We start from the raw sequence: 17,194 nt of genomic DNA, 5'->3' as shown, positions 1-17,194 counted from the left end.
TGTGATCAGAAACCGCTGCCGATTTGGAATTGGAAGCGTTGTAAACGGTCTGTCGGCTTGGCGTTAAGCGGTTTGCCATAGCTCAGTTTCAAGGGGCCGAATGGTGATATCCAGCTCAAGCCCAAACCAGCCGAGGCGCGCAAATCCTGCAAGCGGATTTTTTCCCGTTCGGCAAACACATTGCCGGCATCCACGAAGGCAAACCAGCGCAAGCTGCGGTCTGTGCCCGATCCAGGGAAGGGGAATTGTAATTCAAGATTGCCGAAGATGCGGGCGGCGCCGCCGATTGCATCGCCATTCACGTCGCGCGGCCCGAGGGTGCTGGTTTCATAGCCGCGCACCGAGCCGATGCCGCCGGCGTAGAAGTTTTTAAACACCGGATATGGCTTGCCGCGCAAACCGCGCCCGTAATCGATTTCGCCATTCATCGCCAGCGTCATCTTGCGCGGCAGCGGCATGTAATACTGGTGCTGATAGGTGGCGCGCCAGTATTTGACGTTGCCGACAAAATCCAATTCGAGATTGGCGCGCTGATAACGGCCAATCGAGGGCGTCAGCGCGCTGTCGCGGCTGTCGCGCTGCCAGGCGGCAGTCAGCGGCACCGAATTCACCCGCGCCAGACCATGGCGGAAGCCGAATTCGTCAATATACACATTGCCAAAGGTGGCGGTGTAGTTCTGATACACCAGCGGGCTGGATTCATCGGTCTCAACCCGGTTGCGCTCATAGCCGATGCCAAAGAACACAGTATCAACTTCCGAGAACGGCACACCAAAGCTGATCTTGCCGCCGGCGGTCTTGATTTTGTAATTACCGACCGAAGAGGTATTCGGGTTGGTGGTGCGCAGATACACATCGTAGCTGCGGATCACGCCGTCATCCGTCCAATACGGATCGGTTTGCGAAAAGCTGACCGTGCGGTTGGCTTTGCTGGTGTTGATATCAATCCCCACCGTCTTGCCGCTGCCGGCGAAGTTGGCTTGCTGCACCGAGCCTGACAGCGTGAGCTTATCCGCTTGCGAATAACCGGCGCCGATCAGGAAGTTGCCGGTGGGACGTTCCACCACGCTCAAATTCACATCGACCTGGTCAGGCGTGCCCGGCACTTCCGGGGTTTCGATATTGACTTCTTTGAAATAGCCCAGACGATCCACCCGGTCGCGCGAGGCTTTGATCTTGTTGCCGTCATACCAGGACGACTCAAACTGGCGGAATTCGCGCCGGATCACTTCATCGCGCGTCTTGGTGTTGCCGCCGATATTGATGCGGCGCACATACACGCGCTTGCCCGGATCGACTTGCACCGTGAAGGTGACTTCCTTTTTCTCGCGGTTGATATCCGGATTGGCGTTGACGTTGGCGAAGGCATAGCCAAACGTGCCCAAACGATCAGAAATCGCTTTCGTGCTCTCAGTCAGCTTTTCACCGGAGAACACATCGCCGGCTTTGAGACGCATCAAGGCGCGCAGCTCGCTTTCGCGGCCAAACATCTCGCCTTCAAAATTCACCCCGGCCACATTGTATTTCTCGCCTTCGGCCAGATTGATGGTGATGTAGATGTCTTTTTTATCCGGTGAAATCGAGACCTGGGTCGATTCGATATTCATTTCCAGATAACCGCGATTGAGGTAGAAAGAGCGCAGGCTTTCAATGTCAGCGGTCAGTTTCTGCTTGGAATACTGGTCGGCCTTGCTGTACCAGGTCATCAAGCCCGGCGTGGAGAGCGAAATCTGATCGCGCAACTCGCTGTCTTTAAACGACTTGTTGCCGATGAAATTGATCTGCCGGATGCGCGCCGCTTCGCCTTCATCGACGATAAACGAGATATCGACCCGATTGCGCTCCAGCGGCGTGATGGTGGTGGTGATTTTCACACCGTACAAGCCGCGCGAGAGGTATTGCCGCTTTAACTCCTGCTCCGCGCGATCGACCGAAGCCTTATCGAAAATACGCGACTCGGCCACGCCGATGTCTTTCAGGGCCTTGGTCAGGGTGTCTTTTTCAAACTCTTTCATGCCGGTGAAGTCCACGCCGGCAATCGCCGGGCGCTCATCGAGCAAGACCACCAGCACGTCGCCTTCGACTTCAATGCGCACATCTTTGAAAAAGCCGGTGGCGTACAGGGCCTTGATCGCGGCTGTGCTCTTTTCATCGTTGAACACATCGCCAACGCGCAGCGGCAGATAGCTGAACACGGTGCCGGCTTCGGTGCGCTGAATCCCTTCCACGCGGATATCGCGCACGGTGAAGGGTTGCACCGCGAAAGCGGACTGACAAAGCGCAAGCGCTGCAAGAGCGAACGTGCTTTTACGCAGCACGGGGAAACGCTGAAAAGAAAATTTCATCGGTTAAAACTTGCAAAAAAATTGTTCGGTTTGTCGCAGCCGGAATGCAAATGCGCTCCCATCCTGGCATAACCCTTCATGCCAGGTGACGCGCCACATCGTTGATCAGTGCTAAAAACATCATGCCTATCAGTATGCAAAAGCCTGCACGCTGAGCAAATTCGATGATGTTTTCCGGCAAAGGTCTGCCACGCAAAAGCTCCAGCGAATAATACAGCAAATACCCCCCATCCAGCATCGGAACCGGGAGCAAATTCATCACACCCACACTCAAACTGATAAAGCCGATAAAGTGCAAATACGCTTGCCAGCTGATGCTTGCGGTTTGTCCCGCATAGTCGGCAATCGTGATCGGCCCGGTCAGATTGCGCCATGACAGCTGGCCGGTAAGCATCTTGCCCAGCATCTTCAGGGACATGATGCTCATGTCCCAAGTCTCGGCGCAGGCCAGGTATAAACCTTCAAACAGGCCGTAGCGCAGCAGCTGCATATCGCGCGGGGCCGGATCAAGCCCGATTTGCAAGCGGCCAATACTGCTACCTTTGGCATCGGTTTGCGCTACCGGCGTGGCGCGCACTTCCAGCGTCTGGCCGCCGCGCTGCACCTGCAACAGCAATTCGCGGCCCGGCGCATTGCGCACCAATTGCACCAGGCGCATGCCATCCGGCACAGGCTGGGCATCGACTTGCAGCACCACGTCACCGCTTTGCAAGCCGGCTTTGGCCCCTGCCCCGCCCGGCTCGACCGTATCTAAGCGCGCCGGCTTGCGCGCCATTTCCAGGCCCAGCTTGCTCATAAAATCGCCCTGCTCCAGATCAGCGGCGGAAATCGCCCCCGGATCGAGCTGCACCCGGCGCGCATCCAGCGGCAAGCCATCCACCCCAAGCCTGGCCACCTCCAGCACAATCAGCTTGCGCTCTAAGACCGCGAGCATGATTTGCTTGCGCAACGCGCTCCAGCTGCGCACGTCCTGATCATCGACGCGCAAGACCCGCTCGCCGCCCTCTAATCCGGCCTGCGCCGCCGCCGTATTCGGGGCCACCTGGCGCAACAGCGTGCCCGGCTCCTGCGTGCCGACCAGATTCAAAAACCAGAACAGTAAAATCGCCAGCAAAAAACTGGCGGCCGGGCCGGCGGCTAAAATAAACATGCGGCTGCCCACCGGCTTGGCGGTGAATTCACGCCCGGCGTCTTGCGGCAAAATTTGCTGCTCCGGGTCGCGCGCATCCAGTAATTTGACATAACCGCCCAGCGGCCATTGCGAGAGCGCCCATTCGGTTTGATCGGCCCCCAGTTTGCGCGCAAACAGCACCCGTCCCATACCCAGCGAAAAGCGCAATACTTTGACCCCGCAGGCGCGCGCGGCCAGATAATGTCCCAATTCATGGAACAGCACCAGCAGCGAAAAGGCAAAAATAAAGGCCAGCAGATAAAACAGGCCGGTTTGCAGGGATTGCATTTGCGCGCCCCGGGTTTAATGCGCCGCGATATAGGCAGCGGCGGCGCGACGCGCAGCAGCGTCTTGTTGCAGCAAATGATCCAGATCCGCCACCGGCGCATGCGCCACTTGCGCCAACACAGCTTGCAGCACGGCGTCGATTTGACGAAAACCGATGCGGCGCGCCAAAAACGCTTCGACTGCGACTTCATTGGCGGCGTTTAAAATCGCCGCCGCCGTACCGCCGGCATGCAAAGCCTCATACGCCAGTTTCAAACAGGGGAAGCGGGTGAAATCAGGGGCTTCAAAATCCAGCCGCGCCACCGCCGCCAGATCGAGCGGCGCCACGCCGGAAACGATACGGTGCGGCCAGGCCAGCGCGTGCGCAATCGGGGTGCGCATATCAGGGTTGCCCATCTGCGCCAATACCGAGCCATCCACATACGAGACCATGGAATGAATCACGCTTTGCGGATGAATCACGACCTCGATTTGTTCGGGCGGCGCAGCAAACAGCCAGTGCGCCTCGATCACTTCCAGGCCCTTATTCATCATGGTGGCGGAATCGACCGAAATCTTGCGCCCCATGACCCAATTCGGATGCGCCACCGCTTCTTCCGGCGTGACTGCGGCCAGACTCTCCAGCGCCCGGGTGCGGAACGGCCCGCCGGAAGCGGTCAGCAAAATTTTGGCCACGCCGGCGCGCGCCGGCGCGCTGTGGGCAAAATCGCCCGGCAGGCATTGGAAAATCGCATTGTGCTCGGAATCAATCGGCAACAGGGTCGCGCCGCCGGCGGCCACTGCATCGATAAAGATGCGGCCCGACATCACCAGCGCTTCCTTATTCGCCAATAAAATCTTTTTGCCGGCGCGCGCCGCCGCCAGCGCCGGGGCCAGGCCGGCCGCGCCGACAATCGCCGCCATCACGCAATCAGTCTGGCTGCTGGCGGCCACCGCTTCGAGCTGCGGCGCGCCGTACAGCACTTCGGTGCGGCAATCCGCCGCACGCAAACGGGCCTGCAAATCCTGCGCCTGTTGCGCCGTATCGACCACCGCGAAAGCCGGCGCAAATTGCAGGCACAAATCGCCCAATTCCGCCACACGGCTGTGCGCGCTCAAGGCAAACACTTCATATTGTTCAGGGTGGCGCGCAATCACGTCCAGGGTGGACATGCCGATTGAGCCGGTGGCCCCTAAAATGGTAATCCGCTGCTTCATGCCGGCTGCCTCAACATGAAATCAAACAGGCCGACCAGCGGCAAGACCGGGATCAAGGCGTCGATTCTGTCTAACACCCCGCCATGTCCCGGCAGCAAATTGCTGGAGTCTTTCATCTCAGCGCGGCGTTTCAACATGGATTCAAACAAATCCCCCACCACCGACGCGGCGCAAATCAAGAGCAAAGCCGGAATCAAGGCCAGCCAGCCCCAGCGCGCCTGCAGATACACCACGAAAGTGTCATGCATCCACGGATAGGACGGGGCCGCCAACACCACAGCGCTGGAAAGCGCCAGCACCATCAGCGCGCCGCCAATCGCCCCTTCCCAGGATTTGCCCGGCGAAATCGAAGGCGCCAGCTTGCGCCGGCCAAAAGTGCGCCCGGAAAAATAAGCGCCGATATCCGCCACCCACACCAGCGCCATGGCTGAGACCAGATACACCGGCGAGCGCTGTTGCAGATACGCCAGGGCGATAAAGCAGCACAGCAGACTCAGATTATAGATATTGGAGAGCAGACGGTTGGCCAGGGAATCGGCGGGCGGCAAGCCCAGATTCAATTTGGGACTCAGGCGCAAGGCCCAGATGCCGCAAGCCAGCGCGAATAAAATCGAGACGCCGCCGAATTTCTCACCGGCGGGCTGTGGAATGCCCAGCACCAGCGCATAGGCAAAACACCAGATGCCGATTTGCAATTTGGGGCGCGGGCTGAAAAACAGACGCTGGCTTTCCCAGATCGCAGCGGCGTAAAACACAAAGGCCAGCAGCGCAAACGCCGCATAGTAGCCGGAAAACAGCGCCGGCAAAATCAGCGCCAGCAAAACAATGGCTGTCAGAATGCGTGTGCCTAACATGCTTTACTCACCTTGTTCGAGTTGCGCGCTGGTGCGGCCAAAACGCCGTTCGCGCTCTTGGTAGGAAGCAATCGCCAGATCGAGGGCGGCGCCATCAAAATCCGGCCAGAAGGTGTCGCAGAAATAAAATTCGGTGTATGCAAGCTGCCACAACAGAAAATTTGAAACGCGCTGCTCGCCGCCGGTGCGAATGAATAAATCCGGCTCCGGCGCAAAAGACAGGGCCAGATGTTCGGCCAGCTGCTCTTCCGAGAAAGGCAAAGGGCCGGCTGCGGGCGGCGGCATCCCTTGCGCCAGCAATTTGCCCATGGCCTGCATAATGTCCCAGCGCCCGCCATAGTTGGCGCAGACGGTGACGGTCAAGCGGGTATTGTTGGCGGTTTTACGCTCGGCCTGCGCAATCAATTCCTGCAAACGCGGCTCAAAACGGCTCAAATCGCCCACCACCCGCAAGCGGATATTGTTGGCGTGCATCTTTGCCACCTCACGCTCAAGCGCGGTGACAAACAGCTTCATCAAGAGTGAAACCTCATCCTGCGGACGGCGCCAGTTTTCCGAGCTGAAGGCAAACAGGGTCAGGTATTCGACGCCGCGTTCGACGCAGGCTTCAACGATGCCGCGCACCGCATCCACGCCTTTGACATGGCCGGCCACGCGCGGCATAAAGCGCTTGGTGGCCCAGCGCCCATTGCCATCCATGATGATGGCGATATGGCGCGGCACTTTACTGACAGCAGGAATCGCCTTCGTCGAACTGGTAAATATCATGTGAAAAATCTATCCAAAGACTGCCCGGCGCATTTGCACACCGCTTGCCGCCAGCGGCCCGGGCTGCCCGAAAACCAGGAAAAAACGGCAAGCCGGGCCGGCCTGCCGCTGACACGGGCCGCCTGCACGGCGGCGCGCGATGACCTCAAACCGTCATCACTTCCTTTTCCTTTTCCGCTACCGTTTTATCGATTTCGGCGACGAATTTATCCGTCAGTTTCTGGATTTCTTCCTGGGTGCGGCGCTCTTCGTCTTCGGTGCAAGCCTTGTCTTTGAGCAGCTTTTTCAGCGCTTCATTGGCGTCGCGGCGCACATTGCGCACGGCAATTTTGGCGTCCTCGCCTTCGCCCTTGGCCAATTTCACCATTTCCTTGCGCCGCTCTTCGGTCAAAGGCGGGGTCGGCACGCGGATCATTTCGCCAAAGCTGGCCGGATTCAAGCCCAGATCCGAATCGCGGATCGCTTTTTCAATCGCGCCCAGCATTTTCTTTTCCCACGGCTGCACACCGATGGTGCGGGCGTCGATCAGGGTCAGATTGGCGACTTGATTGATCGGCGTCGGATTGCCGTAATAATCCACCATCACACTGTCAAGAATGCCAGGGTGGGCGCGACCGGTGCGCACCTTGGCCAGATTGGCCTTGAGCGTCTCGATCGACTTATTCATTTTTTGTTCAGTACTTTTCTTGATATCTGCCAAGGCCATAAAGCCCTCCTGAATAGAAATGCTGCACTCCAAAGGAGCGCATTGTATTACATTGCGCGCCGGCGCGACGTTTCGCCGCAAGCAGAAGCAGGCAAAACGGGCCGCACAGGCCCGCCGCCACACTTTCAGACGTGCACCAGGGTGCCCTCATCCTCGCCCATGATGACGCGCTTCAAGGCGCCGGGCTTGACGATGGAAAACACCTTGATCGGCAATTTCTGGTCGCGGCACAAGGCAAAGGCCGTTGCATCCATCACTTGCAAATGCTTGGTGATGGCTTCATCAAAGCTGATGGTGGCGTAACGCGTGGCGTTCGGGTCTTTTTTCGGATCAGCGCTGTACACGCCATCGACCTTGGTCGCCTTCAACACGATTTCCGCGCTCACCTCAGCCCCGCGCAAGGCCGCTGCGGTGTCGGTGGTGAAAAACGGATTGCCGGTGCCGGCGGCAAACACCACGATCTTGCCTTCTTCCAGATATTGCAGCGCCTTGGGCCGCACATACGGCTCCACCACTTGCTCAATATTGATGGCCGACATCACGCGCGCGGTCATGCCAGCCTGGCGCATCGCGTCCGCCAGGGCTAAGCAGTTCATCACCGTGCCCAGCATGCCCATATAGTCGGCAGTTGCGCGGTCCATGCCCTTGGCGCCCGGGGCCACGCCACGGAAAATATTGCCGGCCCCGATCACAATCGCCAGCTCGACGCCGAGCTTGGCCACTTCCGCCACATCTTTCACCATTTGCTCAATCGTGGCGCGGTTGATGCCATAGGCATCTTCACCCATCAAGGCCTCGCCCGACAATTTCAGCAGCACGCGCTTATAAACGGGTTTGCCTGCTTCCTGGCTGGAATTGCTCATCTGTATTCCTCATGGTGGCGAGCGCTAAGGCGCGATGCGCAACAGCGCTCAGACATTCAACAACCTGCGCCGGGATGCGGCGCAGCACAGCTTAAAAAAACGGGCCTTGCGGCCCGTTTTGCTGTTTGCATCAACCCTTGGCTGCTGCAACCTGCGCCGCCACTTCAGCGGCAAAATCATCCACCTTCTTCTCAATCCCTTCGCCCACCACATACAGGGTGAAGGATTTGACGGTAGCGCCGGCGGCTTTCAACATCGCTTCCACGGTTTGCTTGTCGTTTTTCACGAAAGCCTGATTCAGCAGCGACACTTCTTTCAGGTATTTTTGCACTGCGCCTTCGATACGCTTGGCAATGATCTCGTCGGATTGACGCGATTTGCCTTCAGCTTCCAGCTTGGCGTTATCTTCCTGTGCTTTCAGGGTGGCGACGCTGCGCTCACGCTCGATCAGCTCAGCCGACACTTGATCCGAAGACAGGGCCACCGGCTTCATGGCAGCGATATGCATCGCCACGTCTTTACCGACTTGCTCGTCGCCGCCGGCGATTTCCACCATCACGCCGATGCGGGTGCCGTGCAAATAAGAAGCCAGCTTGTCAGCGGTTTCAAAACGCTTGAAGCGGCGGAAGCTCATGTTTTCACCGATCTTGCCCACCAGAGCGGCGCGGATCGCTTCCAGCGATTGGCCGTCAACTTCCAGCGCGCCCAGCGCAGCCACGTCAGCCGGGTTGTGCTTGGCCACCAGTTTGGCGGCGGCGTCAGCCAGGGCTTGGAATTCCGGGTTCTTGGACACGAAGTCGGTTTCGCAGTTGACTTCCACCAGCGCCGCCACGCCGCCTTCGACGTACACAGCGACTGTGCCTTCAGCGGTGATGCGGGCCGAAGCTTTGGCAGCCTTGCCGCCCAGTTTCACACGCAGGATTTCTTCCGCGCGCGCCATATCGCCTTCAGCTTCCACCAACGCTTTTTTGCATTCCATCATCGGTGCGTCGGTCTTGCCACGCAACTCACCTACCATCGCTGCTGTAATTGCGGCCATGTTTTTCTCCTGTTTTCGATAAACTTTGCGCTCTCATGAAGCGCTACTCAACATATGAATCTGATTCAAAAAAAGGGGCCAGCCTGGCCCCCTTTTCTTGCTGTTGCCGGCGGCATGCCGCCTTGGGGCATCAGGCGTCTGCGTTTTCTTCGTCCACGAAGTCGTCGCCGGTGGCGTTGGACTTGATGGCTTCGATCACTTCGGTGGTGGCGTTGGCGCGGCCTTCCAGGATTGCGTCTGCCACGCCACGGGCGTACAGCGCGATCGCTTTGGAGGAGTCGTCATTGCCCGGGATCACATAGGTCACGCCTTCCGGGTTGTGGTTGGTGTCAACCACGCCGATCACCGGGATGCCCAGCTTGGCGGCTTCGGTCACAGCGCCTTTGTGGTAGCCGACGTCGATCACGAACAGCGCGTCAGGCAGCACGTTCATGTCTTTGATGCCGCCCATGGACTTTTGCAGCTTTTCCAATTCGCGTTGGAACATCAGGGCTTCTTTCTTGGACATTTTTTCCAGCGCGCCTTCTTCGATGGCGGCTTCCATGTCTTTCAGACGCTTGATGGAGCTTTTGATGGTTTTGAAGTTGGTCAGCATGCCGCCCAGCCAGCGCTGGTCAACGAAAGGCACGCCGGCGCGCTGCGCTTCTTGCGCAATGATGTCGCGCGCTTGACGCTTGGTGCCCACCATCAGGATGGTGCCACGGTTGGAAGACAGTTGACGGATATGTTTCATCGCTTCCTGGAACATGACCATGGTCTTTTCCAGGTTGATGATATGAATCTTGTTGCGTTGACCGAAGATGTAAGAAGCCATCTTCGGGTTCCAGAAACGGGTTTGGTGACCAAAGTGGACACCGGCTTCGAGCATTTCACGCATTGTGACGGACATAATATTTCCTTAGGGTTGGTTCTTGAACCGGCTCAGTCACCGCCATCCTGGCGGCACCCTTGGCGAAGCGGTTCGCGTTTAACAATATGCATTCAGCCGGGGCGGATTTTTCAATCACGCACGCCAACTGAAGCAGCGCGGCATTTTACGCGAATTCGCGGGCTTGTGTTCAAGATTCGGGAAATTTTTTTGCAGTGCACAGTGAAACTGCGAGCTGCGCAGCGGGTTTGTTGCGTCGCGATACCAACTGGCGCAATGAGGGGTGCACATCTGGAATTGGATAGGCATGCTGAGGCGCCACGTCGAATTGAGGCGTTTCAGCGAACGGGGGGAGAGTTCTAAAATTGTGAGGATTGAAGCTGAATGCGGCGCGACCAGAAATCGTCCAGCTCATTAAATCAGCATTTCCTTAGCGCAGCGGCTGAATAGAGACCAAAATTTCCAAGCACTCTTCAGCACACAAGAACATCCAATGCACGCGATATACAATTCATTGTCTTCATCTTTACCCCACCCCTCCATGCCTACCCATGACATCACCGCCGATCTCTGGCGTCTTTTACAACTTCCCCCTGCCGCGCTCAACTACCTGACGCTCACTGGCGCCGATCCGGTGCTGCCCTCGTCTTTTCGGGTCGGCGCAGCAGCGCAGGCGACGGTGGCGGCGGCGGCCTTGGCGGCGGCGGAGTTGCATCATGTGCGCGGCGCGCCCCGGCAAGCGGTGGCGGTGGATATGCTGGCGGCGGCCATGGAGTGTTGCGGCTGGTTCAGTGTGGATGGCAATACCCCGGCGGCGTGGGAAAAATTTTCCGGCCTGTATCCCTGTCAGGATGGCTTTGTGCGGATTCACGCCAATTTCCCTCATCACCGCGACGGTGCGCTGGATATTTTGGGGCTGTCAGCCGCCAGCGCGGAAAAAGAAGATGTCATCCGCGCGCTGCAAAGCTGGCGCGCGCAAGCGTTTGAAGAGGCCGCCAATGCGCGCGGGCTGGTGGTTTCGGCCATGCGCAGCTTTGCCGAATGGGACATGCACCCGCAAGCGGCTGCGCTGGCGGCGCAACCCTTGCTGACTCTGCGCAAAATTGGCGCGGCGCCGCCGCTGAACTTGCCTGGCGCAGGCGAACAGCCGCTGTCCGGCGTGCGTGTGCTGGATCTGACCCGCATCATCGCCGGCCCGGTCGGCGCGCGCACCTTAGCGGCGCATGGCGCGGATGTGTTGATGATCAATGCGCCGCATTTGACGAATATCAACGCGCTGATGGATATGTCGCGCGGCAAGCGCTCTGCACTATTAGATTTACGCCAGCAAGCCGGCCAGGACGCCTTGCGCGCCCTGCTGCGCGATTGCCATATTTTTATTCAGGGCTACCGTCCCGGCGGCTTGGCCCAATTGGGGTTTGAGGCGGGCAGCCTGGCCGCGCTGCGTCCCGGCATCATCGCCGTCTCGCTCAGCGCCTATGGCACAACGGGGCCATGGGCGCAGCGGCGCGGCTTTGATTCGCTGGTGCAAACTGCGAGCGGCTTTAATCATGCCGAAGCGCAAGCCTTCGGCAGCGCGCAAGCCAAGGCGCTGCCGGTGCAGATTCTGGATTACGCGAGCGGCTTTTTAATCGCATATGCGGCGCAAGCCGCGCTGCTTAAACAAATCCAGGAAGGCGGCAGCTGGGCGGTTGAGGTCTCGCTGGCGCAAACTGCGCAATGGCTGCGCAGCCTGGGACAGATCAGCGATGGCATTGCATTCCCGCTGCCGGATCATCTGCCTTTTACAGAGTGCAGCGCGAGCGGTTTTGGCCGCATGCAAGCGCTGCGCCACAGCGCGCAGCTGCGCGATACGCCGGCGCGCTATCGGCTGCCGGCGATGGCGCCGGGCAGCCATGCGCCGCACTGGCTGGCGTAATGCGCAGAGCCGCTTCAGGCTGGCGCATGCACATCCAGATACAACAAAGACCAATGCAATTCGCAGCGGTCTGCATACTCGGTATACCCGGGCAGGCGCGCCAATTCGGCTTGCAGCGCCGCAGCGTGCTGCAGCGGCACGCCAAACAGATTGCAGCAAAACCAGCACATCGCTTGCACATCGGCAAACACCCAGGGAATGTTTTCCTGGCGCAAGCGGCTGATGCGCCAATCCGCCGGCCAGGCGCTGCGCGCGGTGGGGAAGAAATTACCTTTATGTCCCTGCGGGTTGTAACGATCGACAAAACCATTCAAGAAGGCGCCTTGCGGGCTGTCTTGCGCCACATCCGCCACATGCAGCACGCCACCCGGCTGCACATGGCGCAATAAACGCGCCACGGCGGCGAGCGGATCATCAAAATGGTGCAAGCCGGCCAGACTCACCACGCGGCTGGCGACGCCGATTGGCCAGAATGGGGCGTGGGCGTCGATTTTTTGCACATGCGCGCCGCCTTCGTGCGCAAACCCGGCGCTGAAGTCAAAACATTGAATCGCACATGGCGTATCCAGATAATGTTGCAGATAGCCGCCGCCGCTGGGTATGTCCAGCATGCTGTCATGTGCTTGCAGAGGAATCTCGGAAAACAGGGTGGTGAATTCGGCGCGGCGCGCCTGCGGCATTAAGCGCATGGCGGCGTGGTAGCCATCGGCGCGCTGGTCAAAGATATGCGCATAATCAGGAGCGTGAGCGTATTGAGCTTGCATATAAAAGCAATCTTTCTTAAAGATTATTTATAAGAATTAAATAGAAAAACAATGCGATGCGCATACGCACATTGCGAAACAAAACAAAGGGAAAAAGGCTTGCCGGGCGGGCCGGCTGAAAACAGGACTGGCGTTGAGCCTGCAGGCAGCATCGTGGCCTGCGACGGGTCGGAATTATAGCGTTTGACGCAGGCTTGATTCAAGCCTGCGACTGGAGGAAGGCTTTTAATCGCCGGCTTGCAGCAAGCCGGCGCAGCTTATATTAAGCAGCTTTGCGGCGACGCGCAAAGGCGGCCAGGCAAGCCAGACCGCCGGCCATCATGGCCCAGGTTTGCGCTTCCGGCACCGCTTGCACATTCACCTGGAAGGCCCCGATGTTATTCGGGTGGTAAGTGTCGTTCACCGAAGCATAGATATGGCCGGCCTGGGTCAGATTGATAGTCTTATCAAAGCCGATCAAAAACCAGTCATCGGCTTGGGCGGCATTCGGGTTGTTGCCGGTGTAAGCGTTGGCGTTGAAGGTGCCGATCAAGGCGCCGATTTTGGCGTTCATGCCAGCGCGGCCAGTTGTGCCGTCGGCGATATACGAACCGTCCGGATTGAACACGCTCCCATAATGGCCGCAAGTCACGCTGCTGACCGGGCGCCCGTCCGGCCCCATCGTAAAGCTGCTGTCGCCGCACAAATCAATCGTGCCGCTGGCGGTCAGACGGTAAGAGCCGGGGCCGAACAAGCCCAGATCCAGCAGGCTGCCATTCGGCAACACGGTGGCGGCTTGGGCGCCGAGGCTGGCGATGCTCAAAACGAGGGCGGAGATCAGATTACGCATATTTTTTCCTGTGATTGGATGGTGAGAAAATGGTGAGAACAGAGTGAGGCCGCACATGAACCATGCAGCAGGCGGCGGGATGGATCAAACGCTTGGCGTATGACGTGTGCATTATAAATTGCAATGAGGAAATATTGCAACTGAAAATATGCACCTACCCCTATAAATGAAATCTGTTTGCGTAACAATTTTAAAAATAAGCTAACTGTACCTATCTAACTGGCGTGAACAAAACAGCGGCTTGCCGCATATGGTCACGCTGGCAAATTTCAGGCAGGAAAAGGTTACACTTGCAGCAAAGCAATCAAATCTGGAGACGGTATGCCACATCCCGCAAACGGTATGGCGCGGCGCGAATTTTTGAAAACCCTGGGCAATGGCGCGGTGGTCAGTTTGTCCATCAGCGCCCTGCCCATTTCCCCGGCGGCCCAGGCGGCCCCGACCAAGTCCGCCGCAGCCGACCCGGCCAGCCCGGCCTGGGCGCCCAAGCCGGGGGTGGCGCGCCGGCGCATCGACGGTTTGCCCAAGGTCTTGGGGCAAAAACTGTATGCGCGCGATCTGGCGGCGCGCGATTTTCCAGACTGGCCACAAGATGCGGAATATTTTGCCTATGCGCTGCGCTGTCCGCGCGTGGATGCGCTCTTGCTCGGCGTTGATTTGTCGCTGCTGCCGCCAGCGCTTAAGCCGCATATGATAATTGATGCGCAAAGCCTGCAAAAACGCGGTTTGCCGGATAAGGCCGCCAGCATGAATGCGCCGTTTTTCACGCGCATCGGCAGCGCGCCGGATTGGTATGGGCAGCCAGCGGCGATCTTGATTTTTGCTGATTTCAATACTTACCGGCGCGCCCGCAAAGTGCTGCAATTTAATCAAGATGTCTTGCGCTGGGGTGCGCCCGCCGCGCCGGTAAAGGCGGATTACGGCCCGGTTTCGCGCATTGTGCGCGACGACAGGCTGGATTTTTCTTTTTACCAAACTCCGGCCGAGGTGTACCAACAACGGCATGAGGTGGTGGCCCTGGGGGTGCGCGCCACGCTCTCGGATGAAGCCGGTTTGCGCCATTTTGCGCGCAGCTTTTCGACCCAGGCGCTGGATCCGATGTTTATGGAACCGGAAAGCGGTCTGGCCTGGTTTGACGCCGCCCAAGGCGCGCTGCACCTGGTGATGGGGACACAATCGCCCGGGGTTGATATTGCCGACTGCGCCACAGTGTACGATTGCAGCAGCGTGCAGCTGAAACGGATTGACTTGATCTGTTGCCCGCCCGGCGGCGGTTTTGGCGGGCGCGACGCCTCGTTTTTTGCGCCCTATCTGGCGCTGCTGGCGGCGTGTTGCGATAAACCGCTGCGCTGGCATTTTGACCGCTATGAGCAATTCCAGGTCGGCTTGAAACGCTGTCCGACAGAATTTTCCATGCAAATCTCACTGCAAAGCGATGGCCGCCTGCGCGGTCTGCTGGCCGATTATGTGTTTGACAGCGGCGGCGAGCGCAATTATTCGGCCTATGTCGCCAATCTGGCCGCGCTGTCCTCGATGAGCTGCTATGAGATTCCACTCGCTGCCGCCAGCGCAAAAGCGATCAAGACGCGCCACATCATCGGCGGCTCGCATCGCGGCTTTGGCGGGCCGCAAGCGTATATGGCGATTGAAACCCTGCTCGATGAAGCGGCGGCGGAATTGAAAATCGACCCGTTTGCGCTGCGCCGCAAGAGCTTGATGCAAAGCGGTGCGCGCAATATCAGCGGCGCCCCGCTGCAGCAGGATTTGCAATTGCTGGAGATGATGCGGCGCCTGGAGACGCATCCGCTGTGGCGCCAGCGCGCCGCGCAGCAGGCCAAAAAAGCGCGTCAGGGCTTGCGCTACGGGGTGGGTTTCGCGATGAGCAATCAAGCTTATGGCACCTCGATGGATGGCATGTTCGGTGCGGTCGAGCTGGGCGCGGATGGCGCGGTGATTGTGCATACGCCATATGTGGATATGGGCAATGGCGCTGCCACCACCCTGGGTCTGGCCCCGGCCTGGGGACTGGGACGCAACGCCAGCAGCATTGCGATGGGACAGATGGCCATCTTCACCGGGCTGGGCTTGCATTCGCCCGGGCGCAAGTCGGGCAATAATCAACAGGGTTGTCAGAATGCGGGGCTGCCGGCGCAAACCGGCGAGCCGCCGGCCAGCAGCGACCCGCTCGATCAAGTATTGCGCCTGGCGGGGCCGGCGGCGGCTTGCCTGGGCGCATTTCATAATTTTCATGTGGTGCAATATGCCGCGCAGGCCCTGTTTTTGCACAGCATTGTGCCGGCCGCGCGCCATCTGTGGCAGCGCGCGGTGGCGCCGCATGATTGCCAATGGCGGCAGGGACGTTTGCATGCGGCAAAACAAGCTGATTTGCCTGCCCTGAGCATGCCGCAGCTGATGGCGGCCTTGCGTCAACTGGCCTTGCCGGCGTATTGCGTGGCCCACGCCACGTTTGGCATGCGCTTTGCGCAAGCTGATTTCGCCCTGCACAGCGGCGTGCACGATCTGCCGCTGGATTGGCTGGGTTTTGGCATGCATGGCGGCGACCCCGGCAAACCGGTGCAGCGTTTGGCGCGCAGCAATTTGCGCAATCCGCCGGCGCAAGCGGCGCGTTGCGGGCGCAGCGTGTATGCGCCCGCCGCCTGTCTGGTGGGCTTGAGCGTGAACCCGAAAACCGGCGCGATCAAGGTTGAGCAGGTGGTCACTGCGCTATCCGCCGGGCGCCTGTTGTCGCCGCAGATTGTGGCCGGCCAATATCACGGCGGGGTGGCGATGGCGCTCGGCTCTTTGTTCACCGAAGATGCGCCGACCGACGCCAGCGGCCCCGGCAATGGCGCGTGGAATTTGCATCGCTACCATGTGCCGAAAATGGGCGATATGCCAAGCATGGAATTGATCACCCTGCCCGCGCCGCCTGATGACAATACCGCGCGCGCCATCGGCGAGGCGGTATTCTGTCCCACCGGCCCGGCTTTGATGAATGCGCTGGCGATGGCGTGCGGCAAGCGCTTTAGCGCCACCCCGGTCACGCCGCAACAAATACTGGAGGCTTTGCGATGAGTGCGCCGATTCATTTTTATGTCAATGGCCGCGCCGCCAGCTGCAGTGCAGAAGAAAGCGATATGAGCTTGTTGGAGTTTTTGCATGAGCGCCTGCACTTATCCGGCACTAAATTCGGCTGTGGCGCCGGGCTGTGCCGGGCCTGCACGGTGGCGCTCAAACGCCCCGGCCAGACGCTGGAAAAAGCCAGCGCCTGCAGCCTGCAGGTTTCAGCCTTGGCCGGGGTCGAGGTGCAGACCGTCGAGGGACTGGGAAATGCGGATGCGCTGGCCCCCTTGCAGCAGGCTTTTTTAGACCATTTCGCTTTTCAATGCGGCTATTGCACGCCGGGCTTTTTGATGGCGGCCAGCGTTTTGCTTGCCCGCCTCAAGCAAAAACCTGTGCCGGCTGCGCAACTCGATCAGCTGATTTTGCAAGCCCTGGGCGAGAATATCTGCCGCTGCACCGGCTATGTGCGCTATCTGGATGCGGTGCGCGAGGTGGCGCGCCAGTATGTGAAATAAGGAATG

General features: G+C 59.0%; 14 protein-coding genes. 3 read left to right on the top strand and 11 right to left on the bottom strand.

All coding sequences use genetic code 11. From position 1 onward, the window contains the following. Window positions 1–5 precede the first annotated feature (5 nt). The 9 genes from bamA to rpsB all read right to left on the bottom strand — a co-directional run bounded on the left by bamA (window position 6) and on the right by rpsB (window position 10,120). On the bottom strand, window positions 6–2,345 hold the full coding sequence (bamA, locus tag V8J88_RS07220; RefSeq protein ID WP_338848700.1) for an outer membrane protein assembly factor BamA: 2,340 nt from the start codon (window positions 2,343–2,345) through the stop codon (window positions 6–8). A gap of 76 nt (window positions 2,346–2,421) precedes the next feature. Next, window positions 2,422–3,804, bottom strand: a complete 1,383-nt coding sequence (gene rseP, locus V8J88_RS07215) for an RIP metalloprotease RseP (protein WP_338848699.1) — start codon at window positions 3,802–3,804, stop codon at window positions 2,422–2,424. A 15-nt stretch (window positions 3,805–3,819) separates the two neighbouring features. Continuing rightward, the gene (gene ispC, locus V8J88_RS07210; protein ID WP_338848697.1) at window positions 3,820–5,001 is read right to left on the bottom strand and encodes a 1-deoxy-D-xylulose-5-phosphate reductoisomerase; all 1,182 of its coding nucleotides are present in this window, start codon (window positions 4,999–5,001) and stop codon (window positions 3,820–3,822) included. Then, entirely contained in the window at window positions 4,998–5,855 is an 858-nt protein-coding gene (locus tag V8J88_RS07205) for a phosphatidate cytidylyltransferase (protein ID WP_338848696.1), read from the bottom strand. The genes ispC and V8J88_RS07205 overlap by 4 nt, the downstream gene beginning before the upstream one ends. Before the next feature lie 3 nt (window positions 5,856–5,858). Continuing rightward, window positions 5,859–6,623: a polyprenyl diphosphate synthase gene (uppS, locus tag V8J88_RS07200; RefSeq protein ID WP_338848695.1), complete on the bottom strand. Its 765-nt coding sequence runs from the start codon at window positions 6,621–6,623 to the stop codon at window positions 5,859–5,861. Window positions 6,624–6,768: 145 nt separating this feature from the next. Next, window positions 6,769–7,329: a ribosome recycling factor gene (gene frr, locus V8J88_RS07195; protein ID WP_338848693.1), complete on the bottom strand. Its 561-nt coding sequence runs from the start codon at window positions 7,327–7,329 to the stop codon at window positions 6,769–6,771. 125 nt (window positions 7,330–7,454) lie between these two features. Continuing rightward, on the bottom strand, window positions 7,455–8,192 hold the full coding sequence (gene pyrH, locus V8J88_RS07190) for a UMP kinase (RefSeq protein ID WP_338848691.1): 738 nt from the start codon (window positions 8,190–8,192) through the stop codon (window positions 7,455–7,457). 130 nt (window positions 8,193–8,322) lie between these two features. Further along, window positions 8,323–9,231, bottom strand: a complete 909-nt coding sequence (gene tsf, locus V8J88_RS07185; RefSeq protein ID WP_338848690.1) for a translation elongation factor Ts — start codon at window positions 9,229–9,231, stop codon at window positions 8,323–8,325. Between the two features lie 130 nt (window positions 9,232–9,361). Beyond that, on the bottom strand, window positions 9,362–10,120 hold the full coding sequence (rpsB, locus tag V8J88_RS07180) for a 30S ribosomal protein S2 (RefSeq protein ID WP_338848689.1): 759 nt from the start codon (window positions 10,118–10,120) through the stop codon (window positions 9,362–9,364). A gap of 520 nt (window positions 10,121–10,640) precedes the next feature. Here rpsB and V8J88_RS07175 point away from each other — a divergent pair. Next, window positions 10,641–12,017 carry a CoA transferase gene (locus V8J88_RS07175; RefSeq protein ID WP_338848687.1) on the top strand — a complete coding sequence of 459 codons (1,377 nt, stop codon included), beginning with the start codon at window positions 10,641–10,643 and terminating at the stop codon, window positions 12,015–12,017. Between the two features lie 14 nt (window positions 12,018–12,031). Here V8J88_RS07175 and V8J88_RS07170 read toward each other — a convergent pair whose 3' ends face one another. Both V8J88_RS07170 and V8J88_RS07165 read right to left on the bottom strand, forming a co-directional pair. After that, the gene (locus V8J88_RS07170) at window positions 12,032–12,781 is read right to left on the bottom strand and encodes a methyltransferase domain-containing protein (RefSeq protein WP_338848685.1); all 750 of its coding nucleotides are present in this window, start codon (window positions 12,779–12,781) and stop codon (window positions 12,032–12,034) included. 262 nt (window positions 12,782–13,043) lie between these two features. Next, entirely contained in the window at window positions 13,044–13,610 is a 567-nt protein-coding gene (locus V8J88_RS07165) for a PEP-CTERM sorting domain-containing protein (RefSeq protein ID WP_338848684.1), read from the bottom strand. Between the two features lie 321 nt (window positions 13,611–13,931). Between V8J88_RS07165 and V8J88_RS07160 the strand changes: the two genes are divergently transcribed. Beyond that, window positions 13,932–16,685: a molybdopterin cofactor-binding domain-containing protein gene (locus tag V8J88_RS07160; RefSeq protein WP_338848683.1), complete on the top strand. Its 2,754-nt coding sequence runs from the start codon at window positions 13,932–13,934 to the stop codon at window positions 16,683–16,685. Beyond that, complete coding sequence (locus tag V8J88_RS07155) at window positions 16,682–17,188, top strand: (2Fe-2S)-binding protein (protein ID WP_338848681.1); 507 nt, start codon at window positions 16,682–16,684, stop codon at window positions 17,186–17,188. Before V8J88_RS07160 ends, V8J88_RS07155 begins: the two co-directional genes overlap by 4 nt. The last annotated feature ends 6 nt before the right edge of the window (window positions 17,189–17,194 follow it).

Origin of the sequence: Massilia sp. W12, from assembly GCF_037300705.1 — a bacterium.
Taxonomy (GTDB): domain Bacteria; phylum Pseudomonadota; class Gammaproteobacteria; order Burkholderiales; family Burkholderiaceae_D; genus JACPVY01.
Note: the sequence above shows the minus strand (reverse complement) of the source record. Positions and strands in the feature narration are given on the sequence as shown.

Excerpts from the sequence above, each read along its gene's own strand:
- bamA (WP_338848700.1), bottom strand. The coding sequence starts at position 2,345 with ATGAAATTTTCTTTTCAGCGTTTCCCCGTGCTGCGTAAAAGCACGTTC.
- rseP (WP_338848699.1), bottom strand. The coding sequence starts at position 3,804 with ATGCAATCCCTGCAAACCGGCCTGTTTTATCTGCTGGCCTTTATTTTT.
- ispC (WP_338848697.1), bottom strand. The coding sequence starts at position 5,001 with ATGAAGCAGCGGATTACCATTTTAGGGGCCACCGGCTCAATCGGCATG.
- V8J88_RS07205 (WP_338848696.1), bottom strand. The coding sequence starts at position 5,855 with ATGTTAGGCACACGCATTCTGACAGCCATTGTTTTGCTGGCGCTGATT.
- uppS (WP_338848695.1), bottom strand. The coding sequence starts at position 6,623 with ATGATATTTACCAGTTCGACGAAGGCGATTCCTGCTGTCAGTAAAGTG.
- frr (WP_338848693.1), bottom strand. The coding sequence starts at position 7,329 with ATGGCCTTGGCAGATATCAAGAAAAGTACTGAACAAAAAATGAATAAG.
- pyrH (WP_338848691.1), bottom strand. The coding sequence starts at position 8,192 with ATGAGCAATTCCAGCCAGGAAGCAGGCAAACCCGTTTATAAGCGCGTG.
- tsf (WP_338848690.1), bottom strand. The coding sequence starts at position 9,231 with ATGGCCGCAATTACAGCAGCGATGGTAGGTGAGTTGCGTGGCAAGACC.
- rpsB (WP_338848689.1), bottom strand. The coding sequence starts at position 10,120 with ATGTCCGTCACAATGCGTGAAATGCTCGAAGCCGGTGTCCACTTTGGT.
- V8J88_RS07175 (WP_338848687.1), top strand. The coding sequence starts at position 10,641 with ATGCCTACCCATGACATCACCGCCGATCTCTGGCGTCTTTTACAACTT.
- V8J88_RS07170 (WP_338848685.1), bottom strand. The coding sequence starts at position 12,781 with ATGCAAGCTCAATACGCTCACGCTCCTGATTATGCGCATATCTTTGAC.
- V8J88_RS07165 (WP_338848684.1), bottom strand. The coding sequence starts at position 13,610 with ATGCGTAATCTGATCTCCGCCCTCGTTTTGAGCATCGCCAGCCTCGGC.
- V8J88_RS07160 (WP_338848683.1), top strand. The coding sequence starts at position 13,932 with ATGCCACATCCCGCAAACGGTATGGCGCGGCGCGAATTTTTGAAAACC.
- V8J88_RS07155 (WP_338848681.1), top strand. The coding sequence starts at position 16,682 with ATGAGTGCGCCGATTCATTTTTATGTCAATGGCCGCGCCGCCAGCTGC.